Origin of the sequence: Frankia sp. CcI49, assembly GCF_001983215.1 — a bacterium.
In the GTDB taxonomy this organism is placed as follows: Bacteria; Actinomycetota; Actinomycetes; order Frankiales; family Frankiaceae; genus Parafrankia; species Parafrankia irregularis.
The window spans coordinates 184,878-209,956 of record NZ_MOWP01000032.1 but is presented as its reverse complement, the minus strand read 5'-3'; the positions used below and the strand labels follow the sequence as shown (position 1 = coordinate 209,956).

The 25,079-nt window shown below is 69.0% G+C and carries 19 protein-coding genes and 1 pseudogene; 6 read left to right on the top strand and 14 right to left on the bottom strand.

What is annotated here, in order from left to right:
* Window positions 1-88 precede the first annotated feature (88 nt).
* From CcI49_RS29355 to CcI49_RS29315, 10 genes and pseudogenes are all read right to left on the bottom strand, one after another.
* On the bottom strand, window positions 89-979 hold the full coding sequence (locus CcI49_RS29355) for an SDR family NAD(P)-dependent oxidoreductase (RefSeq protein WP_076831675.1): 891 nt from the start codon (window positions 977-979) through the stop codon (window positions 89-91).
* The gene (locus CcI49_RS29350; protein WP_076831672.1) at window positions 976-2,463 is read right to left on the bottom strand and encodes an aldehyde dehydrogenase family protein; all 1,488 of its coding nucleotides are present in this window, start codon (window positions 2,461-2,463) and stop codon (window positions 976-978) included. The genes CcI49_RS29355 and CcI49_RS29350 overlap by 4 nt, the downstream gene beginning before the upstream one ends.
* A gap of 88 nt (window positions 2,464-2,551) precedes the next feature.
* Window positions 2,552-3,736 (bottom strand): cytochrome P450, encoded by a 1,185-nt coding sequence (locus CcI49_RS29345; protein WP_076831668.1) that lies wholly within the window; start codon window positions 3,734-3,736, stop codon window positions 2,552-2,554.
* A gap of 41 nt (window positions 3,737-3,777) precedes the next feature.
* Window positions 3,778-3,972, bottom strand: a complete 195-nt coding sequence (locus CcI49_RS29340; RefSeq protein WP_076831664.1) for a ferredoxin — start codon at window positions 3,970-3,972, stop codon at window positions 3,778-3,780.
* Window positions 3,973-4,254: 282 nt separating this feature from the next.
* A pseudogene (locus CcI49_RS43665) lies at window positions 4,255-4,410 on the bottom strand (IS110 family transposase); the annotation flags it as partial.
* A 326-nt stretch (window positions 4,411-4,736) separates the two neighbouring features.
* The gene (locus tag CcI49_RS42730; RefSeq protein ID WP_076831660.1) at window positions 4,737-5,372 is read right to left on the bottom strand and encodes a TetR/AcrR family transcriptional regulator; all 636 of its coding nucleotides are present in this window, start codon (window positions 5,370-5,372) and stop codon (window positions 4,737-4,739) included.
* A 50-nt stretch (window positions 5,373-5,422) separates the two neighbouring features.
* Window positions 5,423-6,415 carry a TIGR03620 family F420-dependent LLM class oxidoreductase gene (locus CcI49_RS29330; protein ID WP_241840297.1) on the bottom strand — a complete coding sequence of 331 codons (993 nt, stop codon included), beginning with the start codon at window positions 6,413-6,415 and terminating at the stop codon, window positions 5,423-5,425.
* 4 nt (window positions 6,416-6,419) lie between these two features.
* The gene (locus CcI49_RS29325) at window positions 6,420-7,232 is read right to left on the bottom strand and encodes an SDR family oxidoreductase (RefSeq protein ID WP_076831898.1); all 813 of its coding nucleotides are present in this window, start codon (window positions 7,230-7,232) and stop codon (window positions 6,420-6,422) included.
* 367 nt (window positions 7,233-7,599) lie between these two features.
* Window positions 7,600-8,811 carry an ABC transporter substrate-binding protein gene (locus CcI49_RS29320; protein WP_158230834.1) on the bottom strand — a complete coding sequence of 404 codons (1,212 nt, stop codon included), beginning with the start codon at window positions 8,809-8,811 and terminating at the stop codon, window positions 7,600-7,602.
* A gap of 269 nt (window positions 8,812-9,080) precedes the next feature.
* A complete protein-coding gene (locus tag CcI49_RS29315) occupies window positions 9,081-10,151 on the bottom strand; it encodes an amidohydrolase family protein (RefSeq protein WP_076831893.1) in 1,071 nt (356 codons plus the stop codon).
* 524 nt (window positions 10,152-10,675) lie between these two features.
* Between CcI49_RS29315 and CcI49_RS29310 the strand changes: the two genes are divergently transcribed.
* Together CcI49_RS29310 and CcI49_RS29305 are read left to right on the top strand one after the other, a co-directional pair.
* Window positions 10,676-12,037 carry a phenylacetate--CoA ligase family protein gene (locus tag CcI49_RS29310; RefSeq protein WP_076831654.1) on the top strand — a complete coding sequence of 454 codons (1,362 nt, stop codon included), beginning with the start codon at window positions 10,676-10,678 and terminating at the stop codon, window positions 12,035-12,037.
* A 36-nt stretch (window positions 12,038-12,073) separates the two neighbouring features.
* A complete protein-coding gene (locus tag CcI49_RS29305) occupies window positions 12,074-12,751 on the top strand; it encodes a hypothetical protein (RefSeq protein ID WP_076831651.1) in 678 nt (225 codons plus the stop codon).
* Here CcI49_RS29305 and CcI49_RS29300 read toward each other — a convergent pair.
* Window positions 12,748-15,297: a GNAT family N-acetyltransferase gene (locus tag CcI49_RS29300; protein ID WP_076831646.1), complete on the bottom strand. Its 2,550-nt coding sequence runs from the start codon at window positions 15,295-15,297 to the stop codon at window positions 12,748-12,750. The two genes, CcI49_RS29305 and CcI49_RS29300, sit on opposite strands and share 4 nt — an antisense overlap.
* 291 nt (window positions 15,298-15,588) lie before the next feature.
* Between CcI49_RS29300 and CcI49_RS29295 the strand changes: the two genes are divergently transcribed.
* From CcI49_RS29295 to CcI49_RS29280, 4 genes are all read left to right on the top strand, one after another.
* Window positions 15,589-16,854 carry a phenylacetate--CoA ligase family protein gene (locus CcI49_RS29295; RefSeq protein ID WP_076831643.1) on the top strand — a complete coding sequence of 422 codons (1,266 nt, stop codon included), beginning with the start codon at window positions 15,589-15,591 and terminating at the stop codon, window positions 16,852-16,854.
* A complete protein-coding gene (locus tag CcI49_RS29290) occupies window positions 16,851-17,534 on the top strand; it encodes a hypothetical protein (protein ID WP_131831238.1) in 684 nt (227 codons plus the stop codon). The genes CcI49_RS29295 and CcI49_RS29290 overlap by 4 nt, the downstream gene beginning before the upstream one ends.
* Before the next feature lie 233 nt (window positions 17,535-17,767).
* A complete protein-coding gene (locus tag CcI49_RS29285; RefSeq protein WP_076831636.1) occupies window positions 17,768-18,220 on the top strand; it encodes an OB-fold domain-containing protein in 453 nt (150 codons plus the stop codon).
* A complete protein-coding gene (locus CcI49_RS29280) occupies window positions 18,217-19,380 on the top strand; it encodes a thiolase family protein (protein WP_198955660.1) in 1,164 nt (387 codons plus the stop codon). Before CcI49_RS29285 ends, CcI49_RS29280 begins: the two co-directional genes overlap by 4 nt.
* 82 nt (window positions 19,381-19,462) lie before the next feature.
* Here the strand turns inward: CcI49_RS29280 and CcI49_RS29275 are convergent, their stop codons facing one another.
* The 3 genes from CcI49_RS29275 to CcI49_RS29265 form a co-directional block, all read right to left on the bottom strand.
* A complete protein-coding gene (locus CcI49_RS29275) occupies window positions 19,463-21,037 on the bottom strand; it encodes an AMP-binding protein (RefSeq protein WP_076831633.1) in 1,575 nt (524 codons plus the stop codon).
* A 241-nt stretch (window positions 21,038-21,278) separates the two neighbouring features.
* Window positions 21,279-22,064 (bottom strand): ABC transporter ATP-binding protein, encoded by a 786-nt coding sequence (locus tag CcI49_RS29270; protein ID WP_083749792.1) that lies wholly within the window; start codon window positions 22,062-22,064, stop codon window positions 21,279-21,281.
* Window positions 22,061-25,015 (bottom strand): branched-chain amino acid ABC transporter permease/ATP-binding protein, encoded by a 2,955-nt coding sequence (locus tag CcI49_RS29265; RefSeq protein ID WP_076831630.1) that lies wholly within the window; start codon window positions 25,013-25,015, stop codon window positions 22,061-22,063. Before CcI49_RS29265 ends, CcI49_RS29270 begins: the two co-directional genes overlap by 4 nt.
* Between the last annotated feature and the right edge of the window lie 64 nt (window positions 25,016-25,079).

Below are 25,079 nucleotides of genomic sequence, written 5' to 3'. Positions count from 1 at the left end.
CTGGAAGGCGGCTAGCGGTACAGGAGCCCGGCCGCGTCACGGTGGCCCGGCCCGGGCCGGGCCACCGTGACGCGGAAACCGCAAGTTCCTAGCCCTCTTTGACTTTCGTGGCGAGGCTCTCGGGCAGGACGCCCGCGTCGCCGCCGAGGTCGCCCGGGAAGATGATCGACGTGCGGGCCAAGTTTCCGCCGTCGGTCGCGGGCAGACAGACCCCGGACATATAGGCGGATTCGTCCGACACTAGGAACAGCGCGGCATTCGCGTTGTCGCGCAGCGTCGGCGGCCGGTCGAGCTTCAGCGGGATCGAGCTCGACTTCGTGTCCCAGGGCTGCATCTGCTCGTAGCTCAGGCCGAGCACCTCGGCGTCGGGCGGCATGGCGAAGTTGATGCTCATGCCGTGCGCCGGGCACAGCGCGTTCACCCGGATCCCATAGGCGCCCAGGGACAGGGACATCCCCTTCACCAGGCCGTTCACGCCGTGCTTCGCGGCCGCGTAACAGGGGAAGCCTGGGTAGGCGACGAAGCCGGCCATGGAGGAGACCGCGAGGATCGTGCCCTGGCGCTGCCTCTTCATCGTCGGGACCGCGGCCCGGGCGGCGAGAAAGACGCCGGTCAGGTTCGTCGCCAGCATCGAGCTGAAGCCTTCGACCGAGATGTCCTCGAAAGCCAGCGTGCCGAAGCCTTCCTCAGGCACCCCGGCCGAGCACATGAGGATGTCCAGCCGCCCGTAGGTGTCCACCGCGAGCGTCACCGCGCCGACCATCTCCGTGGCCTCACGGACGTCGGCCTTCGCTCCGACGGCAACACCGCCCGCGGCCCGCACCTCGTCGACCACACGGTCGACCCGAGCCGGGACAATATCGGTGACCACGACCTTCGCGCCTTCGGCCGCGAAAAGGAGCGCGCTCTCGCGGCCGAGCCCGGAGCCGGCACCTGTGATCAGGGCTACCTTCTGGTCGAGCCTCGTTCCGCCACTCATGCTATGACTCCCGGGTAGGCGATCGTCTTTGCCTGCAGGTACTCGCGGAAGCCGTCCTCGCCGTGCTCGCGTCCGACGCCGCTGATGCCGTATCCACCGAAGGGTGTGTCCGGTGACAGGTAGAACGACGGCCCGATGTTGACGGTCCCGGCCTTCATCCGGTTCGCGAGACGCCAGGCCCGCTCCGGATCCTGGGTCTGGATGTAGGACGAGAGCCCGTAGCGGGAGTTGTTCGCTACCCGCACCGCCTCGTCGTCGTCGCCGCGGTACCTCACCACGGTCAGCACCGGCCCGAAGACCTCGTGCTGCGCGATCTCGGCATCCTCGTGCACGTCGGCGACGATGGTCGGCTCGTACCAGAAGCCCTTGCCGCCCGTGGGTGAGTCGCCGCGGCGCCCGCCCACCAACACCCTCGCGCCGGCGTCCCGCGCGCGGTCCACCAGGCCCTCGATCCGCGCCAGCTGAGCGCCGTTGATGATTGGCCCGACAATGTTCACCGGGTCGGTCGGGTCACCCCATGGCAGCGCCCCGACCGCGGCGGCGAGTGCCTCCAGCACCTCGTCGTACCGTGAGCTGTGCACAACCAGCCGGGTCGCGAGCGCGCAGCCCTGGCCGCTGTTGGACATGCACATCCCGATCGTCATCGGCAGCGCGACGGCCAGGTCGGCGTCGTCCAGGATGATGTTCGCGGACTTGCCGCCGAGTTCCAGGCACACCTTGCGGATGCCGTGGGACGCACGTTCGTAGATGCGCTGGCCGACCCCCGGCGAACCGGTGAAGTGGTACATGTCCACCCGCGGGTCGCCGGTGAGCGCTTCCCCCGCCGCCGCCTTGTCGTGTGAGCTGATCACGTTCAGCACGCCAGGCGGCAGGTCGGTGTTCTCGTGAGCGACCTTGGCGATGAAGGCGCCGGTGAGCGGGGTGTCCGGGGCCGTCTTCAGCACGATCGTGTTGCCGGTCGCCAGCGCGTGCTGAATTTTCCAGATGTCGGTCATGAACGGCGCGTTCCACGGCGTGATCGCCCCGACCACGCCGTACGGCTCGTACCGGACCCGGCGATTGCTGGGCAGGCCCACGCCCTGGTGCACACCGAACTCCTGCTCCCAGGGAAAACGCTCGATGAGATCGTTGAAGAACGACATGTCGTCGATCATCACGTCGATGTGGGAGCCGATGTTCGACGTCGGGGTGCCGGCTTCGGCGGTCTGCAGCCGCTTGGCCGTGGCGGCTTCTTTGCGTAGCGCGTCCTGCAGCTGGCGGAGTACTCGGGCACGGAACGCGTGGTCGGTACCCCACGAGGTCTCGTCCGCGGCGCGGCGGGCCGCGGTGACCGCTGCGGCGACGTCGTCGTCGGCGGCGTCGGCCGACGTGCCGATGACCGTCTCATCGCTCGGGTTCAGGACGTCGAAACGCCCGCCGGCGGCCGCCTCGGTGAACCTGCCGTCAATGTACAGCCGGCCCTCGGCGCCTAACTCAAGTGTCATGTTTTCCTCCGGAACAGCAGCGAATCCGATGTCAGATCCGACCTGCGGGTATGAGATTGAGGTACGGGAATGGGCAGGGAGAGGCCGCTCAGCGKACCGGGAAGGTGACGGGGAGACGGATAGCCGCGCGTACCCCGTAGTTGATGAAAAGCGGCTCCTGGCCAGGGGTTATCGTGTATTCGGGGATACGCCGGTGGAACTCCTCCAACGCCACCCGCAGTTCGAGGCGGGCGAGGTTCGAGCCGAGGCAGCGGTGCGGTCCGGCGGCGAACCCGACATGTGCGTTGCGCGGGCGTTCGAAGTCGACGGTCATCGGGTCGGGGAAGGCGGTCGGGTCGACGTTCGCCGCCGCCCAGACGACCTCTACCTTGGAACCGGCGGGGAAGCGGCGGCCCTCGATCTCGATGTCCTCGGTCACCCATCGGTGGGCGAGCGGCACCGGTGACTCGTAGCGCATCAGTTCGTCGATCGCCTGGTCGAGCAGCTCCGGCCGTGCGAGCACCCGGTCGCGTTCGGCTGGGTGCTCGGCGAACCACGCCAGGAAGCACGACAGTGAGCAGGTGACGGTGTCGAGGCCGGCGATCACCAGCAGGTAGCAGATGTCGATGATCTCCTGGTCGCTGAGAGGGCGGCCGTCCACCTCGGCGGCCAGGAACCCGGCGATGAGGTCATCGCGGGCGGGCTCGGCCCGCCGAGTGCTCAGGACGTTCTCGAGATAGGAGTAGGCGCGCTCGCCGGCAGCCAGCTTGTTCGTCTCCTGCTCCTCCTCGGTGGCGCCCTGCGGCCGGACAACCGCCTCCTTGAATTCGAGAAAGATCGGCAGATCCTCGATGGGCAGCCCGAGCAGGTCGATGAAGGTGTGGGCGGGCAACGGTGCACACAGGGCTGTGAACAGCTCCGCCTCGCCGGTGTCGGCGAATGCGTCGATCAGCGCGCTCGCCCGTGCGCGGATGGCTGGCTCCAGCCGCACGGCCTGTTTCGGGGTGAACAGTGGGTCCAGCAGCCTGCGGTACCCGCGGTGCGTGTCACCGTCGAGATCGAGGGGGATCAGGGGGCGTTGGGCGCCGAGGTTGTAATGCACGCCGTCGGTGGCGCGTACCGCCGGATGGCGCAGGAACTGCCTCATCGGCTCGCGCCTGGCGACCACAAGCGTGCCGTCCGGGCGGGACGGCGCCTCCTGCCCCGCCAGCTCGGCGAATGCCGCCTGTGGATGCCGTTCGTCCCAGGAGCCCGATAAGTGTGCGGCGCAGAACACCGGGGGAACGGTCGTCATTGGCACTCCTGTCATCGCGCGTCCAGTCGGTGGTGGGGCTATCAGCCGATGACCGTGATGGCCTGCTCGGGGCAGCTCTCCGCGGCGCGGCGGACTGCCTCCGCGAGTTCGTCCGGCACCGGGTCAGCCGCCACATAGGCATGACATTCGATGTCGTCCAGGGCGAACACCTCTGGTGCGCTCAGCACACAACGGGCGTGCCCCTGACACAGGGCCGGGTCCACCAGTACGCGCATCGATGCCGTCCTTTCCTTCGCCGGTGACTGACAGTCAGTCTGATGTCACGCTTATGTAGAAGGAAAATCTGAATAAGTATGCTGATTATCTGGGTGCACGCCAGCTTCGCCCGGACTGCGGCCTGGTGTCAAGATGTCGCTGATATCTATCGTGGGCCTGCGCGGGGAAGCCTTCCGCGTCCGACAGGAGGTCGGGTCGGATCGGGGTGTCTCGATGGCGTTGTCAAGCGGCGCGGGCCTGGTCGGGGGCGGTTTCGGGCTGATTGGCTGGTAGTGCTTGCGGTCGCGGATCATGGCGTAGAGGACGTCGACGCGGCGGGCGAGGCAGATCAGGGCGGTGTTGTGCCGCTTGCCCTCGGCGCGGTACCAGTCGTCGTAGGTCCGGCTGGTCGGGCCGCCGAGACTGGCGAACGCCGACAGGAACAGCGTCGATTGCAGGCGTGGTTTCCGCGGAGACGCCGGTCTCCCGGGTTCAGGTCGGTCGCGCGGTGGGTTTCCTCGCCGACGTCGAGGCCGCAGAACACGGTGTATGGCTCGGCGGGGTTGTCGGTCTCCTCCGCGTGGATCACCTTCTGCGGCGGGGTCCAGGCCGACCCACGAGCAGGCATCACCCGTGCCAGGTCTCGGTCAGCGGTCACGTCCGTCCGCCGTCTCCGGTGACAACACCCCAGGTCATGTGGCGACAGGGGCGATCAGTCATGCCGCAGACGGTGGCCTGAACGGCCCGTTTCGGGCTCGMGAGCAAGGTGATCGAGAGGGGGGGTTCACACCTGGAGAGAGGCCCCTCGCAGAACGTAGCCGGCCATCTGTCCAATGATCGTCTCACGGTTCGGCGATGGCTGGTCCGCGGGGAAAAGGGCATGATCCAGGGCGGCGACACCGTAGACCAGCGCGAAGGCGAACCGAACCGCGTACGCCGGATCCATCGTCGTGGTGCGCTGAGCGGTGGTTTCCTGGGCGACCTCGCGTTCCAGGCGGTCGAAAATGTCCCGCAGGAACCTCGCGGCGTGGCCGGGTAGCTCCGGCGATCCGGCGCTGGCCTGCCCGGCCAGCGCCGCCAGCAGCCGCTGGTTGTTGAGTAGGAGCTGGTACAGACCCCCTACGAAGATCTCGGTGTCCTCGGCGGAATTGGTGTTGCCGTGCCCCTGCTCCGCCCATCGGCGAAGGTAGTCGGCGACGAACTCGTAGAACGGCTCGTAGACCGCCTCGACGAAGAGGTTTGCCTTGCTGCCGAAGTGCCGGAAGATCAGCGCCTGGGTCACCCCGGCCCGCCCGGCGATCTCCCGCGTGCTGACCTGTTCGTACCCCCGCTCGTCGAACAGGTCACGCGCGGCCTGCAGCGCCAGCGCCCGCACAGTCGCCGAGCTGCGTCGGGATCGGAGGGCCGGGGCGTCCGTCATCGGCCCATCATGACTCGGCGTCCTCCCGGGTGGCCCAGACTGTGCGGTGGTCAACCTGCCTGGACGTCCGGTGAGCGCGCGAGATCCTGGGTGGCGGCCGCGAGCTCGCGCCACACCCACCTCGGAAGCTCGGAGGGCTCGGCGGTCAGTACCTGGAGCGCGACATGGTTCGCTCCGGCGTCCAGGTGCTCGCGCACCCTGCCACGGATCCTGTCGGCGTCGCCCCAGGCGACGAGCGCGTCGATGACGCGATCACTGCCGCCATTCGCCAGATCCTCCTCGCGGTAACCGAGCCGACGAAGGTTGTTCCCGTAGTTGGGAAGGCCCAGAAGGCGGCCGACATTACCGCGGCCGATCCGACGGGCCTCGTCGGGGTCCGTCGTGAAAACGACTTTCTGTTCAGGAATCAGTAGCGGTTCGCTTCCGAGCTGCTGACGGGCCTGTTCGGTGTGCTCGACTGGAACGGTGTAGGTGTGTGCGCCCAGTGTCAGCTCGCCGGCGAGGGCGACCATACGCGGCCCGAGTGCCGCGAGGACCCGGCGTAGCGGGGTCGTCGGCTCGGCCCCCGCGTAGAAGGCCGCGTCCATGGCCTGAAGATAGTCACGGGTCGCCCGCACGGGACTGCTGACCTCGTGCCCGCGGCGCGCGACAGCCGCGGTGTGACTGACGCCGATGCCCAGGAGGAAGCGTTCCGGAAACGCCTCGGTGAGTGTCCGCTGGGCGTTGACCATCGCAGTGGCGTCCCGAGCCCAGAGATTCGCGATCCCGGTCGCGACGACCATGTTGCGGGCTGCGGGCAACAACAGGGCGGCGTGACTCATCACCTCTTTGCCTACCGCCTCGGGAATCCACAACGCGGAGAACCCGAGTTCGTCGAGTTCGGCCACCGCCTCCCTGGCAGCCGACAGCGGAGCAGCCTCCAGGCCCATTGACCAGATACCGACCGGCCCGAGATCCATGCTGCCGCTCACGGCGAGGCCTGTGCTCGGACGAGGAAAGCCGACACCGTCGCCGGGAATTCTCGAACCGTCATGAACTGCCATGCTCTCAGCCCTTCATCGTGGCGACCCGCCGAGCGGTGCGGTCGAGCCAGGCATCATAGTCTTCCGCCTTGCGGCGGAAGGAGCTGCCGACCTTCGGGTTGGGCAGGATCAGGAATTCCTCACGGGCCAGACTGTTAATGGTGATCTCGGCGACCTCTTCCGGCGTCTGTATCAGGCCGATGTTGCGGCGGATGGCATCGTCGGCCGAATCCGCGGCGGCGGTATCCGGGCCGGCTCCGGACAGCGCGGCTGTTGCCACGGCGGTGGGACACAGGCAGGAGACCCCGATCCCCTCGTGACGGTGATTGATGGCGAGCCATTCCGCGAATCCGATTCCCGCGTGTTTCGTCACCGTATATGACACGGCGGATGGGCCGGTGATGAGGCCCGCGGCCGACAGCGTCTGAAGAAAGTAGCCACCGCCGCGAGCCACCATGCGCGGCAGGAGGTGTTCGGCGGCCCACACGTGGGAGAGCACGTTTACTCGCCAGGCGGCATCCCAGGTCCTCGCGGAGGTGTTCTGAATATTGCCCGAGGCCCCGCCACCCCCGAAAACCGCGGCATTCGAGCAGAAAAGCCCGATAGGCCCGATCTCGGATTCGACCTCGTCGATCAGGGTGATCAGCTGCTCACGGTCTCCGACGTCGCACCGGCGCCCGGATCCGCCGATGGCGCGAGCGACCGTCTCCGCCGGTGCGGCGTCGAGATCGGCTACGACGACGTGGGTGGATCCCTCGGCGGCGAACCGTTCGGCGAGCGCCCGTCCGATACCCCGCCCACCCCCGGTTACAACGACGACCTTTCCTGCAACCTTCATGCTCGGCAATTTAGAGAATGTGGCAGTGACTGTCAATGGTGACAGTGAATGCCGTAGCAGTGCTGGCTGTCGTCAGGATGGATGGATCGGCGGCCGAGGTGAGGCCGGTCTGGTGCCGCCGCTGACGCGGCGCGATCCCGAGCGCGGTTCCATCGGGCCGCACCGTTCGGCGGCCAGGCCACCGACCCGCTCGGGGTCGCCGACTTGGTGTCCGATCCTCGGTTGGTGCGGACGGCGGTCCTGTCCGTGGGCGGGTTGATCCAACCCGCAAAAAGCATAATAATAGTACCGTATTGGTGGGCCGTCGCCGCGTGGCTGGCCTTGGCCGCTGCGTGACGGCCCACCGTGGGATCGGGTGCTGGAGGCATCACCCCGCGAGTTGCTCACCACACCACTGGAGCCGGTTCGCGCCGCCACCGCCGGGGTTGATCTCGAAGGCGCTGCCCGCCGAGTTGACCTGGACGAAGTAGTAGCACTTGCTCAGCCTGGCACCGCCCGGGCGCAGGTCGACCGGCTCGGGGAGCAAGCCTCCGGCGTCATAGTCATTCACGTTCCGCAGTGCCGCGATGAAACCGGCCCGGGTCGGGCAGGGGCCGGCCGCCTCGAGCCCGCGGAGGAACAGGTCCGTCGCGATGTAGGCCTGCAGGGCGGTGAACTGGTCCGGCCTGTCAGACTCCGGTGTGTAGGTCGCGACGGCGGATCGATAGGTGTCCATGGCGGTCGACGGGATTTCGAAGGGAGTGACGGGGGTGTAGACGCTCAGGCCGGCGACGGCCCGGCCGTGCTCGGTGATGATCCGTGGGTCGTAGCCGTCCGGGCCGAACACTGCCCTGGGTGAGCCCCCCAATTCCCGGAGCGTCTTGAGGACCATCACGAGCGAGCCGCCCGGGATGGCCCCGACGACGACGTCGGCGCCGGCTCGGAGGATGGCGGCGGCCACCTGGGTGGGCGAGCTGATCCCCTCGGTGTAGTCGATCGTCGCGACGACGGGGATGCGCTGGGAGGCAAGGCTCTCCGTCAGTTTCTCCGCGATGACCTGTGCCGAGGCGGAGAGGCTCTGGCGCAGCATGACCGCGCGGGATCCGCCGGCGTGTGCCGCGTACAGGCCGAAGGTGTTGACGGACGGACCGTCGGCGTAGGGAAACCCAAACGTGAACATGTTTGCGTGCCCCCCCCAGACAGGCTCGACGGGCATGCCGGTGACGGGCACGTTCACGGAGGTCAGGTAGTCGGCCGATCCGCTGGCCACCGCGGTCGTCTCGATGAGGCCGAACGCCCCGCTGTTCTCGACGAGATCCCGTGCCGCGACGAGGTTCTTCTCGCCGGACGACTCGTCGTCTCGCCATTCAAAGAGGATCTGCCGTCCATGCACGCCACCCGTGGCGTTCGCGAGCCCGATCCTGGCCTCTATGCCGGTGCGGGACGCCCGGAACGGACCAGACAGCGCTCCGGTGTCTGGAAAGATCGCGCCCAGCTCAAGCTGACCGGGTCTGACGCCTGGGGTGTCAGGCGGGCACACGCCTGACACCCCCTTGTCGTCACCGGCGGAACAGCTCCCGGTGACCGCGCTGGCCAGCATTGCTAAGACCGCAGCCGCCGCCGTGCGGCGGCTCCGTAGTCGAGATGACATGCCCCCCCATTAATTAGGCCATTCGTCACACTCTTTGTACCATGAGGGCTCTGGCAGCTCGTCGCAGCCAGGGCTCTGGCTAGGCACGTTAGGTCGCGGTGGATCGGCCCAGGGGTGGAGGTGGCGGAGGGCGGCGTCGGCGTAGCCCGGGCTCAGTTCATGCGACGACGGACTGGGCGAGCGGCGCGCGCAGTCCGTCGTCGTGTCGATCTGCCAGGTCAGGAGGTGGCCATCGCCGGAACGGTGAAAAGCTCGGCGAAGGCGCCGCCGAGAACCCGCTCCTGGACCCGTGGGTCGACGCCGTTGAAGAGCTCCCGCAGCACCTCCTGGGTACGTGGGAACGTGCCCTCGAGATGCGGGTAGTCGCTGCCCCACATCACCTTGTCATAGCCAAGGGATGCCACCGCGAGCAGCGCGCTGGGGTCGTGCTGGAACGAGGTGTAGACCTGTGCGAAGACGATCTCCCGCGGGGACCGCTTCAACTTGGGCCGGACAAACATGTCGTGCTGCCGGTACCCCTCCTCCATGCGGTCCGCGAGCGCGGGAATCCAGGCCGAGCCGGCCTCCGCGATGAAGATCTTGAGGTCGGGATGACGGTCGAGGGCGCCCGAGGCGACCAGGTGGGCGACCACGCGCTGACCTGGGAAAAAGGTCTCCACGTAGTTGATGACGCTGCCGCCCGGTCCGCGCGAGACGATCTGGGGCATCATCCCGGTGCCGATGTGGAAGCAGAGAGGCATGCCGATCTCCTCGGCCGTGGCCCAGAACGGCTCCCACAGATCCTGGTTGTAGGGGCGGTCCGGCGGCGGCGTCGCGGGGAGGTAGACGGCTTGGAATCCGCGCTCGGCCGCCCGGCGCAGCTCGGTTACGGCGTCGTCCGTGTCGAGGACCGAAGTGATGGCCGTCGGCAGTAGCCGGGGCGAGGCGCCCATGACCTCGTCGGCCGCCCAGTCGTTGTAGACCGCCGCGCAGCGGCGGGCGAGTTCGGCGTCGCCCATGTTGTGGATCCAGAAGCCGCGTGAGGGGAAGACGACTTCGGACCAGACGCCCTGGTCGTCAAGGTCCCGCAGGCGGATCGTGACGTCCTCCGCGCCCGGCGGGCGGATGGCCTCGGCGAACGAGAGCGGATCCCGGCGCATCACCTGCCCGTCGACGTAGACGGTCTCCTTACCTTCCGACCGCTCTACGCGGGGAGCGCGTTCGCCGAGCGCGGGCGGCAACGTCCGGACCCAGAGGTCGAGAGGCTCGAGCACGTGCGAATCAGCGGAGTTGGCCCAGATCTTGTCCACTTTCGACTCCTTGGTGAGGATGATCTTCCGTGTCACTGATGCTGGCTCGGACCGGTGAGCCGTGCTGGCGTCCGTGAGGTGCGGCTGGGCGCCGGCCGCGCGGGAGGGGGACCCCAAGGGCTCCGGGAGCGCCGCAGGGCCGGCCCTCGTCTCGCGCACCTGCGGCCGCAGGTGCGCGACCGGCCCGGACGCCTCCTTGGGAGCGATTCCGGCATCGCAGTAGACTCTACCCGTAAATCGATAGATAATTTAGTTGAAGCCCGGGTTGAGGGTCGGCCTGACCTCACGATCCTCTCCGTGCTGTCCTACCCGTCGCCCGCCACGCGGGCCCGCCGCCAGGGGAGAAGTTCCCGCACCCCGCCGCCCCGGCGGAAGTCGGGTGCGCGAGCGCATCGAGACGAGATCGACGGCGCGCTCGCTCGCGTGTGGCCGGGTCGCCTGGGGCGCGACGTTGATCGGCCGTTGTCGTATATCCGCATGATCGGCACGTGATCGCTCAGAACGCAGCAGGGAGGCGTCAGCGCATGGCGACAGTCATCAACCCGCAGACCCGCTTATCAATCCTTACCGTAGAGGCACCGACGGAGCGGTTTCTCCTGCCGCATATCGAGACCGCGGCCCCCGAGAGCATTGCCGACGAACAACTGCGGCGCCTGGTCGAGCTCACCCGGCTAGCCCAGGAGAAATCATCCTTCTACCAGCGGAGCTTCGCTTCCGCCGGTATCACCCCCGGAGACATCACCTCGTTCGAGGCATTCCGCGGCCGGGTTCCCCTGATACGCAAGGACGACGTGCGGGCCTTCCGGGACGAGTCCGGTGACGGCTTCGGTGGCCTGCTCACGATCGACGCCGCCGATGTCACCACGGTGACCGCGAGCTCCGGTACCACCGGTGATCCTACTTTCTTCGCAGAGGTGTGGTCGGGGTACCGCAGCTCGCCGCTCGCCGCGAGCTATCTCCGCTCGCTGTGGGAGATGGGGGTGCGTCCCGGAGACCGGATCCTGTGCACCGCCGCGTCGTTCCGGGGTGTCGTCGAGGACGCGTACCGGGCGATGGGCCTGGTACCGATCCTGGTCGACACCTGGATGGGTAACTGGACCGAGGTCGCCGAGGCCATCCGTCGGCATCGTCCGACAATGGGCCAGCTGATGAGTCCACAGCTGGTCGAGCTGGAGCACCTCGCGCACCATGTCGACATGCGCGACCTGCTGAGCTCCTTCGTGGGGATGTCCTTCGCCGGCGAGCCGATCGGGGCCCGCATGCGCCGCCGGATCGCCGAGGACTGGGGCTTGGCTCTGTGGGTCTTCAGCAGCGCCGGAGATACCGGCCTGGCCTGGGAGTGTTCCGAACACGACGGGTTTCACATCAACTGGGACGAGACCTTCGTCGAGGTCCTCGACTCCGACGGCCGGCAGGTGCCCGAGGATGGTGTCGGGGAACTCGTCGTCACCGCGCTCGACAACGACGCCTATCCGCTCATCCGGTTCCGTACCGACGACATGGTGAGGTACTCCAGCCGGACCTGTCCTTGCGGCCGCACATCGCCGCGGATCTGGATGCTGGGCAGGGGCGGCGACGAGACCATCGTGGCGGGCCGTCCCGTACTGCCCCACGAGGTCTGGACGGCCGTCGAGCAGGTGGACGAGACACGGACCGGCCTCTTCCAGATCATCCGCCCGCAACGGGTGGTGGACCGGCTGCGGATTCGGGTGGCGTATGACTCCTCCACGCAGGTGGACACCGACGATCTCACTCGCCGCCTCGTCGAGGTGGTGTCGTCCGTCATCGAGATTTCTCCGACGCTGATCGAGATCGAGGTGGAGACCGAGGAGCAGCTCCTCAGCCGCGGATCGGCGGCCAAGGTGCCCCGTGTTGCCAAGGCCTGAGCCCGAATCGACCACGGCCCCGAGGAGAGAGCGCACGTGACATTCGAATCCTGCCTCGCGGCAACGGAGGCACTGACCAGATCGCCGCTGTACGGGATCGCCCGGTTCCCGACCGCGACCGGTGCCGTCGAGTACGAGGTCTCGAACGAGGACATCGCCCGCGACACCGCTTGGGCCGCCGGCCTGCTGGAGGGGGCCGGGCTCGGCCGCGGCACCGCGCTGCTGGCCATCGGCAGCCCCTTCCTGATGCCCTGGCTGGCGCCGTTTATCCGCGCCGCGAGTGCTACCGGCGCCACCATCGCCCATGCCGACCGCTGGGGCTGGGACGCGCGGCGGTCTGAGATGTTCGTCCGCCGCCTTCCCATCCAGGTCGTGCTGGGGATGACCGCCGACATCGCGCAGAGTCTGAGCGCCTCGGGTCTCATCACCACCTTCGAAAGGGTCCCGTACCTGCTCGCTTATCCGGATGCGGTGGGGACGCTGAAGGCGGCGGGTCTCGACCCCGGCACGCTGGCCTGGGTCGGCCCGGCGACCGCCGCCTCCCTGGCCGGGGGCGGCCCGCTGCGGTACAATGCCGACGAATGGCGGCTCGACACCGACCCGGACGGCGGCATCCTCGTCTCGACGGCCGGGCGCCGCGCGGCGTCCTTCGACCGGACGCCGGTCGGGCTGCGCGGCGATGTCCTCAAGCCGGGTCTGCTGGTACTCGACTAGGTTCCGGCCACGACCGCGGCCTCGACCTCCACCTCGGCGGCGGCCAGCACCACACTGGCGGAGATGACGGTGATTCCCCCGCCGACGGGATACACCCGCAAGGGCCGCAGATGGAGCGCGCTCACCCGGGGGTGGTTCTCGACCAGGGCGGAAACGCGTAGCACCGTCTCCTCCAACGCGGCTACGTCGGTGGCTGTCCTCGCCTGCCAGCCGTCGAGCAGCGGAAAGGCCCGGATCGAGCGGATCATCTCCCCGGCGTCGCGGTCGGAGAGGGGGGTGACGCGGAGGGCGACGTCGCCGAGCAGGTCCATGTAGTCGCCGGCCAGACCGAAGGTGAGAACCGGGCCGAACACGGGATCGCCGATCATTCCCAGGGCGACGTCGACCGCGTCACCCCGGCCGGTGCCGTCCGCGCTGTCACCGTCAACCGCGGTGGCGGTCTCGAAGTCGATGCCGTAACAGGTGAGCAGTGCGCGGACGGCGTCGGTCGGGAGCGGGCCGGCGGGATGGGCGTCGAGCAGCCGGCGGGCCGACGCCYGGTCAACCTTGGGCAGGTCCCGGACGATGCCTGCCGGCTTCCGTCGCCAGGTTCCGTAGGTCGCGGCGGCCCCGAGAGCCGCGGCACCCGCCTCAGGGAAGACGTAGCTGGGGATCGTCGACCCCCGCTCACGCAGGAGCTCCGGGACCCCCGCCTCGGACAGGAAGCTTGTCAGAACCGGCTTGTGCGGTGCCTGTGCCGCGGCTTCCGCGATGGCCGCGGCCACCTCCTCGGCCCGGGTGACCAGCGGGGGCATGAACAGCACGACAGCGGCGTCGACGCCCGGGTCGGCGAGCACCGCGGGCAGGACCGCGCGGTAGTCCGCCGCTGTGGCGGCGGCACCGAGATCGACCAGGTGTGGTGCGCTCGGCCGTCGCGCCGTGGTGTCCCCGAGCGCGGCCAGGGTCCGAGGGCTCARCTCGGCGAGAACGAGACCGTTGGCGGCGCAGGCGTCCACGGTGAGTGCCCCCGGCCCGCCCGCGTTTGTGATCACGGCCACCCGGTTACCAGCGGGTATTGGCTGGTTGGCGAGGAGCAGCGCTGTGTCGAACAGGCCGCCCAGCGAGCGGGTGCGGATGATGCCGGACTGGCTGAACAGCGCGTCGAGCGCCGCCTCCGAGCCTGTCACCTCCGGCCGCCCGCCCCCGGGCCCCGGGGCCGCCGCCAGGGTCGGAGAGCCCGCGTACATGGCGACGATGGGCTTGCGTGCCGTGATGCGGCGCGCTATCCGCGCGAACTTGCGGGGATTGCCGAACCGTTCCAGATGGAGAAGGATGACCGAGGTCGACCCGTCCTCCTCCCACCACTGGAGAAGATCGTTGGTGGAGACGTCCGCCGAGTTACCGATCGAGACAAACCCGGAGAAGCCGAGCTTCAGGCGTTCCGCGTAGTTCAGCACCGCCAGGCCGAGCGGCCCCGACTGGCTTGACATCGACACGGGTCCCGGCCCCGGAGTGACCGGCGCGAAGGTCGCGACCATCCGGCTGGTCTGGTCCTGATGGACCACCCCCATGCAGTTCGGGCCGATCATCCTCATCCCGCTGCTGCGAGCGATGCGGGCCAGACGCTGTTCGCGCTCGACCCCGTCCGGCCCGGATTCACCGAAGCCGGTGGACACCACCACCACGACTCCGGCGCCGGCGTCGGCGGCCTCGCGCAGTACGTCCTCCACGGCCGGAGCGGGCACGGCTACGACGACCAGGTCGACGGGCGCGGGTACGTCGCGCAGGGACGGATACGCGGGCAGTCCCTGGATCGTGTCCGCCTTCGGGTTCACCGGCACGAGGCGACCCGGGAAGCCGTGTTCGGCCAGATTGCGCAGGATCTCGTACCCGATGGCCTCGGGATTGCGGCTGGCGCCGGCGATCGCGATGGAACGCGGCTCAAACAGCGACCGCAGGGAGTGCCGGACGGCGGTGTGTTCCCGTCGGTCGCCACGGGCGCGGACCCGTGAACCCGCCTCCGCGGCGATGTCGAGATGGACGGCGGAGGCGCCGAAGCTGATGGTGTGCTGGAACCCCGAGCCCTCGAAGGCCCGCAGCATGCGGACGTTGTCGGGGAGGATGTCCGCCGTCAAGGTGTCGATGCCGCGCGCGCGGGCGGCGGCGGCGATTCGGTCCAGCAGGACGACGCCGAGGCCCAGACCCTGGAAGGCGTCCTCCACCGTGAAGGTCACCTCGCCCCGCGCGGGATCCGCCGCGGAACGCACGCACCGGGCGGTGGCGATGATGTCGGCGCCGAGCGTGGCGACCAGCGCCAGATGGTTGACCTGGTCGACCTCGACGAACCGGCGCAGGCCCTCCTTGCTGATGCGGACCACCGGTCCCAGGAGCCGGAAGGAGATCGTCTGACGGGACAGTCGGCCGCCGAACTCGACCAGAGCCTCGGTGTCGTCCGGGCGGATGGGCCGGATCGACACCGAGCGGCCGTCGCTGAGCAGCGCCGGCGAGTCCCACTCGGCCGCCCGGCCCGGGGCAGGCGGTACGCCGGCGGTCGCATCATCGGACATGCCGTCAGACGCTATGCGAATCGACCGCTGGGAGCGAGGGCGGTGCGCCGGCACCGGCGCGGGGCCGCTCGGACCCGCGGGTGGCAGGTTGCAGAGGCGTGAAAATCATGCAATTATCACACTATATTAGAGGGTCGCCTCGCTGGTAAGTGACCGTGCCCTGGGTAGGAAAGAAGCCGGGCTGGATAGCGACAGGGCCGCCGAACCGTGCGCTGGGGGCGTTCCCGGTAGCTCTGAGGAGAGACGTCTTTGTCACCTGACGGCAGGTATCTGGAGTCGGACGTAGAGACAATGCCGCGCGACAGGCTCGAGGCGTTACAGGCCGACCGGGTACTGGAGCTCGTGCCGTATGTCTATGAGCGGTCACCGCTGTACCGCGAGGTCTGGGATGCGGCAGGGGTCCACCCTCGCGAGATCAAGACCATGGATGACTACGTCGAGCGGATCCCGTTCATCTCGAAGAGCACGATCCGGGAGTTCGCTCGGCGCACGGGGGACCCGTTCGGCGGTCTGCTGTGCGTCGACCGCCGCGAGCTGAACTCCATCACGGCCAGCTCGGGCACCACGGGGACTCCGACRCTGTTCCCCGAGGTCTGGCAGGGCACCGCACTCGGGCCGTTACCCGCCTCCTACCTGCGCCCCATGTGGATGATGGGTCTGCGGCCGGGTGACAAGGTCCTCGTACCGCCGACCACCTTCCGCGGTCGGCAGGACCAGCCGAGTGAGGCGCTCGGCCTGGTCTCGCTCTACGTGAACAGCTGGTTCGGCCAGTGGGCGGACGTCCTCGAGGTGGTGCGCGCGCACCGGCCGGCGGGCATGGGCCTTATCTCCCCCAACATCATCGAGCTCGACCGGCTGGCCGAGAAGTACGGCCTGCGTGAGATCTTCTCCAGCCTGAAGGCCGTGTGGTTCGCTGGCGAACCCCTCGGTGCCGCCATGCGGCGCAAGCTCACCGAGGAGTGGGGCCTGAACCTCTTCGTCTACACCAGTGCGGGCGACAGCGGCACCGCCTGGGAGTGCGAGGCCAAGGACGGTTACCACATGTGGGAGGACGAGGTGCTCGTCGAGTGCCTCGACCCGGTGGGAGGGCAACCGGTCGAGGACGGGGTCCTCGGCGAGCTGGTCTCCACCGCCCTCGACAACCCCGCCGCGCCATTGCTTCGATACCGCACCGACGATCTGGTCCGGGTCAGCCGGCAGCGGTGTACCTGTGGGCGCACCCACGTCCGCATGTGGGTGGCGGGCCGCCGCGGGGACGAGACCATCGTCCGCGGCCGGACCGTGATGCCGATGGAGATCTGGAGCGCGGTGGAGGCGGTCCGTGAGACCGAGACCGGCCTGTTCCAGATCATTCGCGGGAGCCGCGAGACGGATGAGCTACGGCTGAGGGTCGCCTACGACCCCGCGCGGATGCCCGACCTGTCGTCGCTGCGGGAGCGGTTGCGGGCCTCGGTCGCGGCCGTGGCGGGCATCGAGCCGGAGCTTGAACTGGTCACCGAGGAGTCTCTGCTCGCCCGCGGCAGCGCCGCCAAGGTTCCGAGGATCTCGACGTCATGACGCTTGTGGGAAGTGTGGCTGCGACGGCCGGTCTCGAGCGCCCGGCGCTGTGGGGGATCGGCCGGTACCAGGTCGGCGACACGGTGACGGAGTTCCCGGTGAGCCTGGCCGATCTGGAGCGGGACACGGCCTGGGCGGTCGGGGTGCTCGCCGCCTGCGACGTCGGTCCCGGAACCCTCGTCCATTTCGTCTGCGGAGGGTGGGAGTATCCCTGGTTCGCCCCGTTGCACCGCGCTGTGTCGCGACTCGGCGCCACCTATTCCTGTGCGGACGCCTGGTCCTTCGATGCTCGCCGCACTGAGTACTTCATCCGCGAACTGGCTCCCGCAGTGGTGATGGGCGTGACCGGCGAGACCCTCGACGGTCTTGAGTCGACCGGGTTGGTGAGCTGCCTGGAGGCTGTTCCGCGCTTGTTCTCCCGGCCAGACGCCGTGAGGCGGCTCGCCGCCGCGGGGATCCGGTCCGGGACGATCGCGCAGGTGGGCCCGCTGACCGCGGTAGGTCCCGCCGGGCACGCCTGGCTCGCCTACGACTCCGACGAGTGGTCCGTCGGTGTCCGGGGAGGCAGCGACGAGCTCACGGTGACCACCGTGGGTGACAGAGCCCATATGGTGTCGGGTGCTCCCCTCGGTCTCGCCGGGGAGCTCGGAGCCGCGCCTGGTCAGGTTCGGCTGGTGTGATCCGCTCGGCAGGCGTGAGCGGCAGGGCCACCGGTGCCGCGTACGCCACCCCGGAGCCCGAGCTGGAAACACCCCACGACAGGCGCCACGCCTGGCTGCGACTCTCCCCCGACAAGATCGCGAGCTGGAGCTTCCGCCGAATGTGAGCCCACACGTCGGTCCGAGCCACGGACTCGACACGGACACGGTCCGGGCGGACCGGTCCCGGTACGCGGAACAGGAGGCATGCTCTGATGGAAGCCACGGTCTCGGACGAGGAGCTGGTGGCCAGGTTCGCCGGCCACCCCCTCGACCATGACAGCGCCGCCCACTATCGCGGTCGGCTCGAGCGCAGACTGCTGCTCAACCGTTGCGGACAGTGTGCCCTGTGGCATCACCCGCCGCGGCCGGTCTGTCCGGGCTGCTGGTCGTCCGAGGTCAAGTCCGCCCCGGTCGCGGGCAGCGGCACCATTCACCTCACCGTCTACCTGCACCAGGGTCCGCCAGCTCCGGGCGTCGACTACGCGGTGCCCTACCCGGTGGTTACCGTCGAGCTCGACGAGCAGGCGGGACTGCGGTTCACCAGCACGGTCGTCGGCGCGGACCAGGCGGACATCCACATCGGTGACCGGGTGGTCCTCGCCTGGGCCGACCGCGCGGGTGCTCCACTTCCCGTCTTCAAGCTCGCGCCGTTGGACGCGGCGTGAGCGCGGCGGGAGACCGGCTGCGCGACAGCGTCGCGTTCGCCGGGGCGGCGACGACGGGATTCCTGCCCCGCAACAGCGGCCGCAGCACGACCTCGCTGGCCGCGCAGGCCAGCATCGACGTCCTCCGGCAGTGCGGGCTGAGTGCCGCGGACGTCGACGGCATCTGCGGGTCCCTGCCGGCAGCACCGGTCATGCAGGCGACGCTGGGCATCCCGGAAGTGACCTGGTTCGCCAACCCCGCGATCCCGTTCGTCAACCAGGTCGCGGCCGCGGTCACGGCGGTGCACGCCGGGCTGTGCGAAGTCGTTCTCGTATATCACGCGGCCTACCGGCTGCCCTGGAACACCGCCGCCTCGCTGAAGGACCCGTTCCGCCGGCCGGCGAGCGCGGTCGCGCCACCGCCTCCGGAGCTCATCGCGGGCAGCGTCGGGTACACAGCCTGGGCGTCGCGTTACATCCACGAGTTCAAGGTGCCGAAGGAACACTTCGGCTACATCGCCCTGAACGACCGCGCCTGTGCCGCGCTGAACCCGGCGGCGGCGTTGCGCGAGCCCATCACCATGGACGACTATCTGTCGGCCCGGATGATCCGGTGGCCGTTGAGCCTGCTGGACATGGATGTCCCCGTCGACGGGGCCGATGCCTTCGTCATCACCACCGCCGAACGGGCGAGGGACCTTCCCCTCACTCCGGTCCTGGTGGACGCGGTGGCCTTCGGCGCGACCGCACACAACGACGAGGAGCAGACCGACGGGCTGCGCCACCACGGACAGCACGTGACGGTCGCCGCGCTCCGGGACCGCAGCTCCTTCTGGATCGACGACGTCGACGTCTACTTCCCCTACGACGGCTTCACGCCCATCGCGCTGAACTGGTTCGAGAACACGGGCTGGTGCGGCCCGGGAGAGGCCGGGTGGTTCCTCGCCGACCACCGCGATCCGGTGACGGGACGGATCCTCATCAACGRGCGCGTCGCGGTGAATCCGCACGGGGGCTCCCTGTCGGAGGGCGGGACGCAGGGATCCGGCCATGTCCGGGAGGCGGTGCACCAACTGCAGGGCCTCGTGGGGGAGCGCCAGGTGCCCGACGCGCGCCGCGCCCTGCTGACGATCGGCGGCTTCTTCTTCAACGCGCAGGGATTGACCCTGCGCAGGGACTGAGCGCTTCCGCGGCCGAACGTCGGTGGGTCGGTGTCCTGGGACACCGACCCACCGACGTTCGACGCCTGCTCGACCTGGCCGGTCAGCGTCCCGCGCCGAGTGCGGTGCCGCCGGGGTAGCTCCCGCCTCCGTACCGGGCGTCGAGTGCCTCATAGTCGATGGCGCCGGCGGGCGTCCTGGGAATCTGCTCGGCGAACTCGACGGTCTTGGGCTTCTTGTAGGTGGCGATCGCCCCTCGGACATGCTCGATCAGCTCGGCCGCCGTCTCGGGCGTGGCGTTGGTCGGATCGGCGGGCACCACGATCGCCTTCACGTCCTGCAGCCACCGCTCGTTCGGAATGCCGATGACGGCCGCTTCGCGGACAGCTGGGTGGCTCGTGAGCGCCAGCTCCACCTCGGCGGGGAAGATGTTCTCGGCGCCCGACTTGATCATCCGGGTCATGGTGCCCATGAAGGTGATGCTGCCGTCCGGCTCCCGACGTCCCAGGTCGCGGGTGTGCCACCAGCCGTGGGCCCAGCGCTCCTCGTTCTGCTCGGGGCGGTTCCAGTAGCCCAGGTGYACCACGTCGCCGCGGGCGCAGATCTCGCCGGTCTCGCCGGTCGCCACCTCCTGCCCGTCGGGGCCGAGCAGCCGGATCTGGAGCACGGGGGAGGGACGCCCGGCGTTGGCGCCGCCGAGCCCGAAGCAGCGCAGGATGTTCATGCCCGTGAGCTCGGTCTGGCCGTAGCCCTGCCCCATGCCGCCGCCGTACTCGGCGAACGGACTGGAATCCGCGGGGATCGTGTCGTTCCACAGCGGCGCGGCGAAGGTGGCTCGCAGCGCGGAGAGATCGAGCTTCGCCGTCTGGTTGAGGCTGGTGACCTCGGCGATCGTCGCCGGCATCAGGTAGGCGCGGGTGCACCGCTCCTGCGCGAGCACCCGAAGCACCTCGGCTCCGGTGACCCGGGGGATGACCACGTTGGTCCCACCGCACATCAGGGTCGGAATGCCGAAGAACTGGAAGTTGCCGATATGGAACATCGGCCCGGAGTTCAGGAAGACGGTGTCGGCGTCGATGTCACCGACCCCCGCGATGGTCGTGCCCATGCTGATCAGGTTCGCCTGCGTGATCATCGAACCGCACTGGCGACCGGTGATCGCCGCGGTGTAGATCACCAGCAGCGCCGAGTCGGGTGAGATCTCCTCGGCCGGGTCTGTCGTGTCGCCGCCCGCCAGGAAGGCCTCGTAGGTGTCCGGGCCGGTCGCGTCGTGCTGAAGCCAGACCGCCTTGTGGCGGTCACCCACGAGGTCGCGCGCGGCGCGCACGGTCTCGCCGACCTCCTCCTCCTGCCAGATGATGACCGCGGGGCTGAAGTCCTCGATGGCGAAGGCCATTTCGCCGGGCGACCAACGCCAGTAGCCGGGGCACACCATCGCCCCGATCTTCGCGGCGGCTCCGAGCAGCTCGTAGACGCGGCTGGAGTTCTGCCCGAGCCACAGGATCCGGTCGGATTGCCCGACGCCGGAGGCCTTCAGCGCGTTCGCGAGTCTGGTGACGCGGTCGTCGACCTCGGCCCAGGTCAGGCGACTGTCGCCGTCGACGAGGGCGACACGGTCGGGAAAGGACCGGCGGTGATCACGCAGGACATCGCCGAGGGTGAGACGGCTCACTGGCATGGGCAACCTTCCGTCGCGTGGACTGATGCGGACGGAGCCGGCCAGGTCGCGTCCGGGTGCCGCCACGAGTCGCGGCCACGGACCCGTGCCGTTCACCGACGACACGGCTCCCCGCTTGCCGGGCAGGCCCTTGCGTCACCAGCCCATTATACAGTCAAATTAATTATCTAATTAGGAGGCGGTTGCCTCGGTTGCCGGCCCGGCGGGGCCGTCTGAGTGCGGGCCGGCAACCGCCCCGCACTCAGACGGGGGTGCTGTCGGAACCGCCGACGTAGCGGTTGAAGACGTCATCGGAGACAAGCGCCGCCGAGGGCCCGCTGTAGACGATCTCCCCACGCCGCATCACATACGCGGTGGTGGCGATCGCCAGCGCACGCACGACGAACTGGTCGACCAGCAGCAGCGCCGTGCCCTCGCCCGTGACGTTCTCCAGGAACGCGAAGATCTCGTCGACGATGACCGGCGCGAGTCCGAGCGAGGCCTCGTCCACCAGGATCAGGCTCGGCTGGCGCACGTAGGCCTGAGCCATGGCCAGCATTTGCTGCTGCCCCCCGCTCATCGTCCCCGCGGCCTGGCCGAGCCGCTCGCCGAGCACCGGAAAGGCCTCGACCGCACGCTGGATCGCGAGCTTCTCACCGCCCGGCCGCGACTGCATGACGAGGTTCTCGCGCACCGTCAGATTCCGGAACACCCCCCGGCCCTCGGGGATGTGGCCCAGGCCGTGTGCCGCTCGCCGGTGCGGCGGCAGCCGGGTCACATCCGTGCCCGCGAGCTCGATGCGCCCGCCGCTGGGCCGGATGAGCCCGGAAACCGTGCGCAACAACGTCGTCTTACCAGCCCCGTTGGCGCCCAGCAGCGCCACCACCGACGACTTCGGCACGGTCAGCGAGACCCCGCGCAGGACCGTCGTCTCCCCGTAGCCGCTGGCCACCTCGTGCACCGAGAGGGCGGGTGGGGAGCCAGGCGCATCGGCGTCGGCGGCGGCCGGCGCCTCGGTGGGCTGCTCGGACGTCGTGGAGGTTGTCATCGCGCCGCCTCCTGCGATGTCTGTGGGTTCGGGGTCCCGCTGTCGGCCGGAGCCGCGGCCGTGGTCGTCGCCGATGGGGCAGCGGACACACCGGCCATCTCCGGTGTCCCCGTGGCCGCCGGCAGCTCGGGTGCGTCGACCTCCTCCAGTTCGGGGGCGGGATGCTCCGCGTCCGAACCGAGGTAGGCGGTCCGCACCTTCTCACTCGCCCGCATCTCGGCGGCGTTGCCCTCGAACAGCAGCTCCCCGAAGTCGAGGACGTAGATGTACTGGCAGATCCTCATGACAAGCGCCATGTCATGTTCGACGATCAGGACTCCGACCCCGCGCTCGGCGACGACGCGCTCGATAACCCGTGCGAAGGCCTCGGTCTCGGTCCGGTCCAGGCCGGAGGACGGCTCGTCCAGCAGCAGCATCGTGAAGGGCCCGGCCAGACAGCGGGCGAGCTCGACCAGCCGTCGCTGGCCCGTCGACAGCTCGCCGACCTGGCGGTCGGCCAGATCCGTGATGCCGCACAGCTCCATGGCCGCCGACGCGGCCGCCCTGGTCTCCCGCCACTCGGTCGGCGTGGCGACCAGCTGCCGGATCACGTTCGCGCCGGCGAGCCCACACTCGCGTCCCAGCGCCACGTTCTCGGCGACGGTCAGCGACTCGCAGAGCTCGATGAGCTGGAAGGTGCGCCCGATCCCGGCTCGGCCGCGGGCGGCCTGGCCGGAGCGCGAGATGTCGCGGTCGCCGAGGTGGAGCCGGCCGGAGGTGGGCCGGATCAGCCCGGTGCAGGCGTTAAACGTGGTGGTCTTGCCCGCGCCGTTGGGCCCGATGAGACCGGTGATCCGGCCGGGTGCGGCCTGCAGAGCGAGGTCGCGAACCGCGACGAGACCACCGAAGCGCACGGTCAGGTTCTCGACCCGCAGCCCGTTGGCTACGGCGGGCCCGCTGGCCTGCGCGGGCACGACCGGCGCCGTGGCCGGCACCGGAACTTCGGTCGGTGTCTCGGTCGGTGTCGGTGTCTCGGCCGCGACGGGAGTCTCGGTCGGCACCGGAGCCGTGATGCCAGCAGTGGGCGTTCCGCCCCCGGAGCCCGCTGCAGGCACGGTACGGGGCCGGCCGAGTCTCTCCAGCGCGGCCCGTAGCCGTGCCGGCATGGGTGGGGTACCACCCTGCATCGCGACCACTATCGCGAAGAACCCGAACAGCGCGTTCATGATGTACGTCGTGTTCTCGCCGGGCAGGTAGGCCGGAATCACCGCGAGGATTCCAGCGAACAGGGCGTACCAGGGCTCACCGAACGGGGCCAACGCGAGGATGGCGAGCAGGATCACCGAGTTGAAGGACGAGTAGTGCGAGTCGGTGGTCGCCGCGGCGGTGACCGTGGAGCCATACAGAATGCCGGCGATGCCCGCGAGGAAGGCCGACAAGCAGAACACGATGAGTCGGGTGACATTGGTGCTCTGGCCCAGCGTCGACATCGCCGTCGGCGACTCGGACATGCCTCTGAGCACCCTGCCGAGCCGGGCACGGTGCACGGCGACCATGAGCCCGGAGAAGACTACGACGAAGGCGAGTACGACGTAGTAGTAGGCCGTGTCGCCCTCGGCGAAGGACGGCCTCGGCATCAGGCGGCCGGACTCCAGGGGCGTGAACATGAAGTTCTGCGAATAGAACAGCCGCTCCACCATGATGCCGAAGCCCAGGGTGGCGAGGGCCAGGAAGAGCCCGGAGAGCCGGATCGCCGGCAGCGCGAGCAGCGCGCCGACGGGGACGACGATCAGCCCGCCGAGCAGGAGGGCCAGCAGCCAGGGGATGCCGTGGTCGACGGCGAGCTGCGAGAACGCCACGGCCCCGATCGCCGCGAAGGCGGAGTGGCACAGCGAGACCTGACCGGATGTCCGCACGAGCAGGCCGAGGGAGAGCAGCATGACGACCTGGGTCAGGCCGACGGTGTAGAAGGTGAGCTTCGCTCCGGCGAAGGTGGGGACGAGGGCCAGCGGCACGAGTACGACGAGCCCGGTGACGGTGCGGACCCGCAGTGGTGCCCGCCACTGAGCCCTGGGTCTGGCCTCGTGCCTGGAAGGCGGCAGCAGCCTTTGCTTCGGCAGGACCAGCAGGACGGCGAAGAGGATGAGGAACGGCAGGCTCGGTGGCAGCCCCGCCAGCCAGCTCACGTCGAGGACGTAGTTCTTCGTGATGTCCGAGCCGACACCGAGCAGCAGCCCGCCGAAGAAGGTCAGCGGAATGCTGGAGAACGCCCCGAGCGCGGCGGCGCCCAGTGCCTCGACCACGAGGAACGTCAGGGCGATTCCGTCGAGGCCCACCAGTGGAAGCACCAGGACACCGGACAGGGCTGCCAGCGTGGAACCGATGGTCCAGGCGGTGCGGCGCACCCGGGACGGGTTCGTGCCCAGCAGGTCGAGCAGGGCCGGGTCGTCCACGACCGCCCGCATGGCGACGCCGGTGCGGGAGAACCGGAAAAGCGCGTAGAAGATTCCGACGAGCACCGCCGCGGTGACCGCGACTATCACGAACTTGTACTGGACCCGCGTTCCGCCGAGCTCGAATCCGCCGTTGCCACCGGGCAGGAAGTTGCGGACGTTGATCGGGTCAGGACCGTACTTGATGGTGCCTAGGCCCTGGACGAGCAGGATGAGGCCGATCGTCCCGACGATCTTCAGGGCTGTGCGCTGCGGGGCCAGGCGGCGGGAGACGAGCTCMATCGCGAGACCCATCAACGGGCCGGCTATCAGCACGGCGACGGCCGCGGATACCTTCCAGTCGAGCCCCTGGTCAACGTGTAACCAGTAGAAGAGGTAAGAGGCGGCCGTGGCCAGAGCGCCGTGGCCGAAGTTGAAGATGCCGGATGTCTTGTAGGTCAGGACCAGCCCGGTCCCGGTCAGGCCGTAGACGGCGCCGATCGCGATGCCGCTGATGATGAACGGCAGTAGGTCACTCATGGTTGCGCCTCACTGTGGCGAGGTACGGAACCGCTCGGTCATGGGACGACCGGCGTGAGCTCGG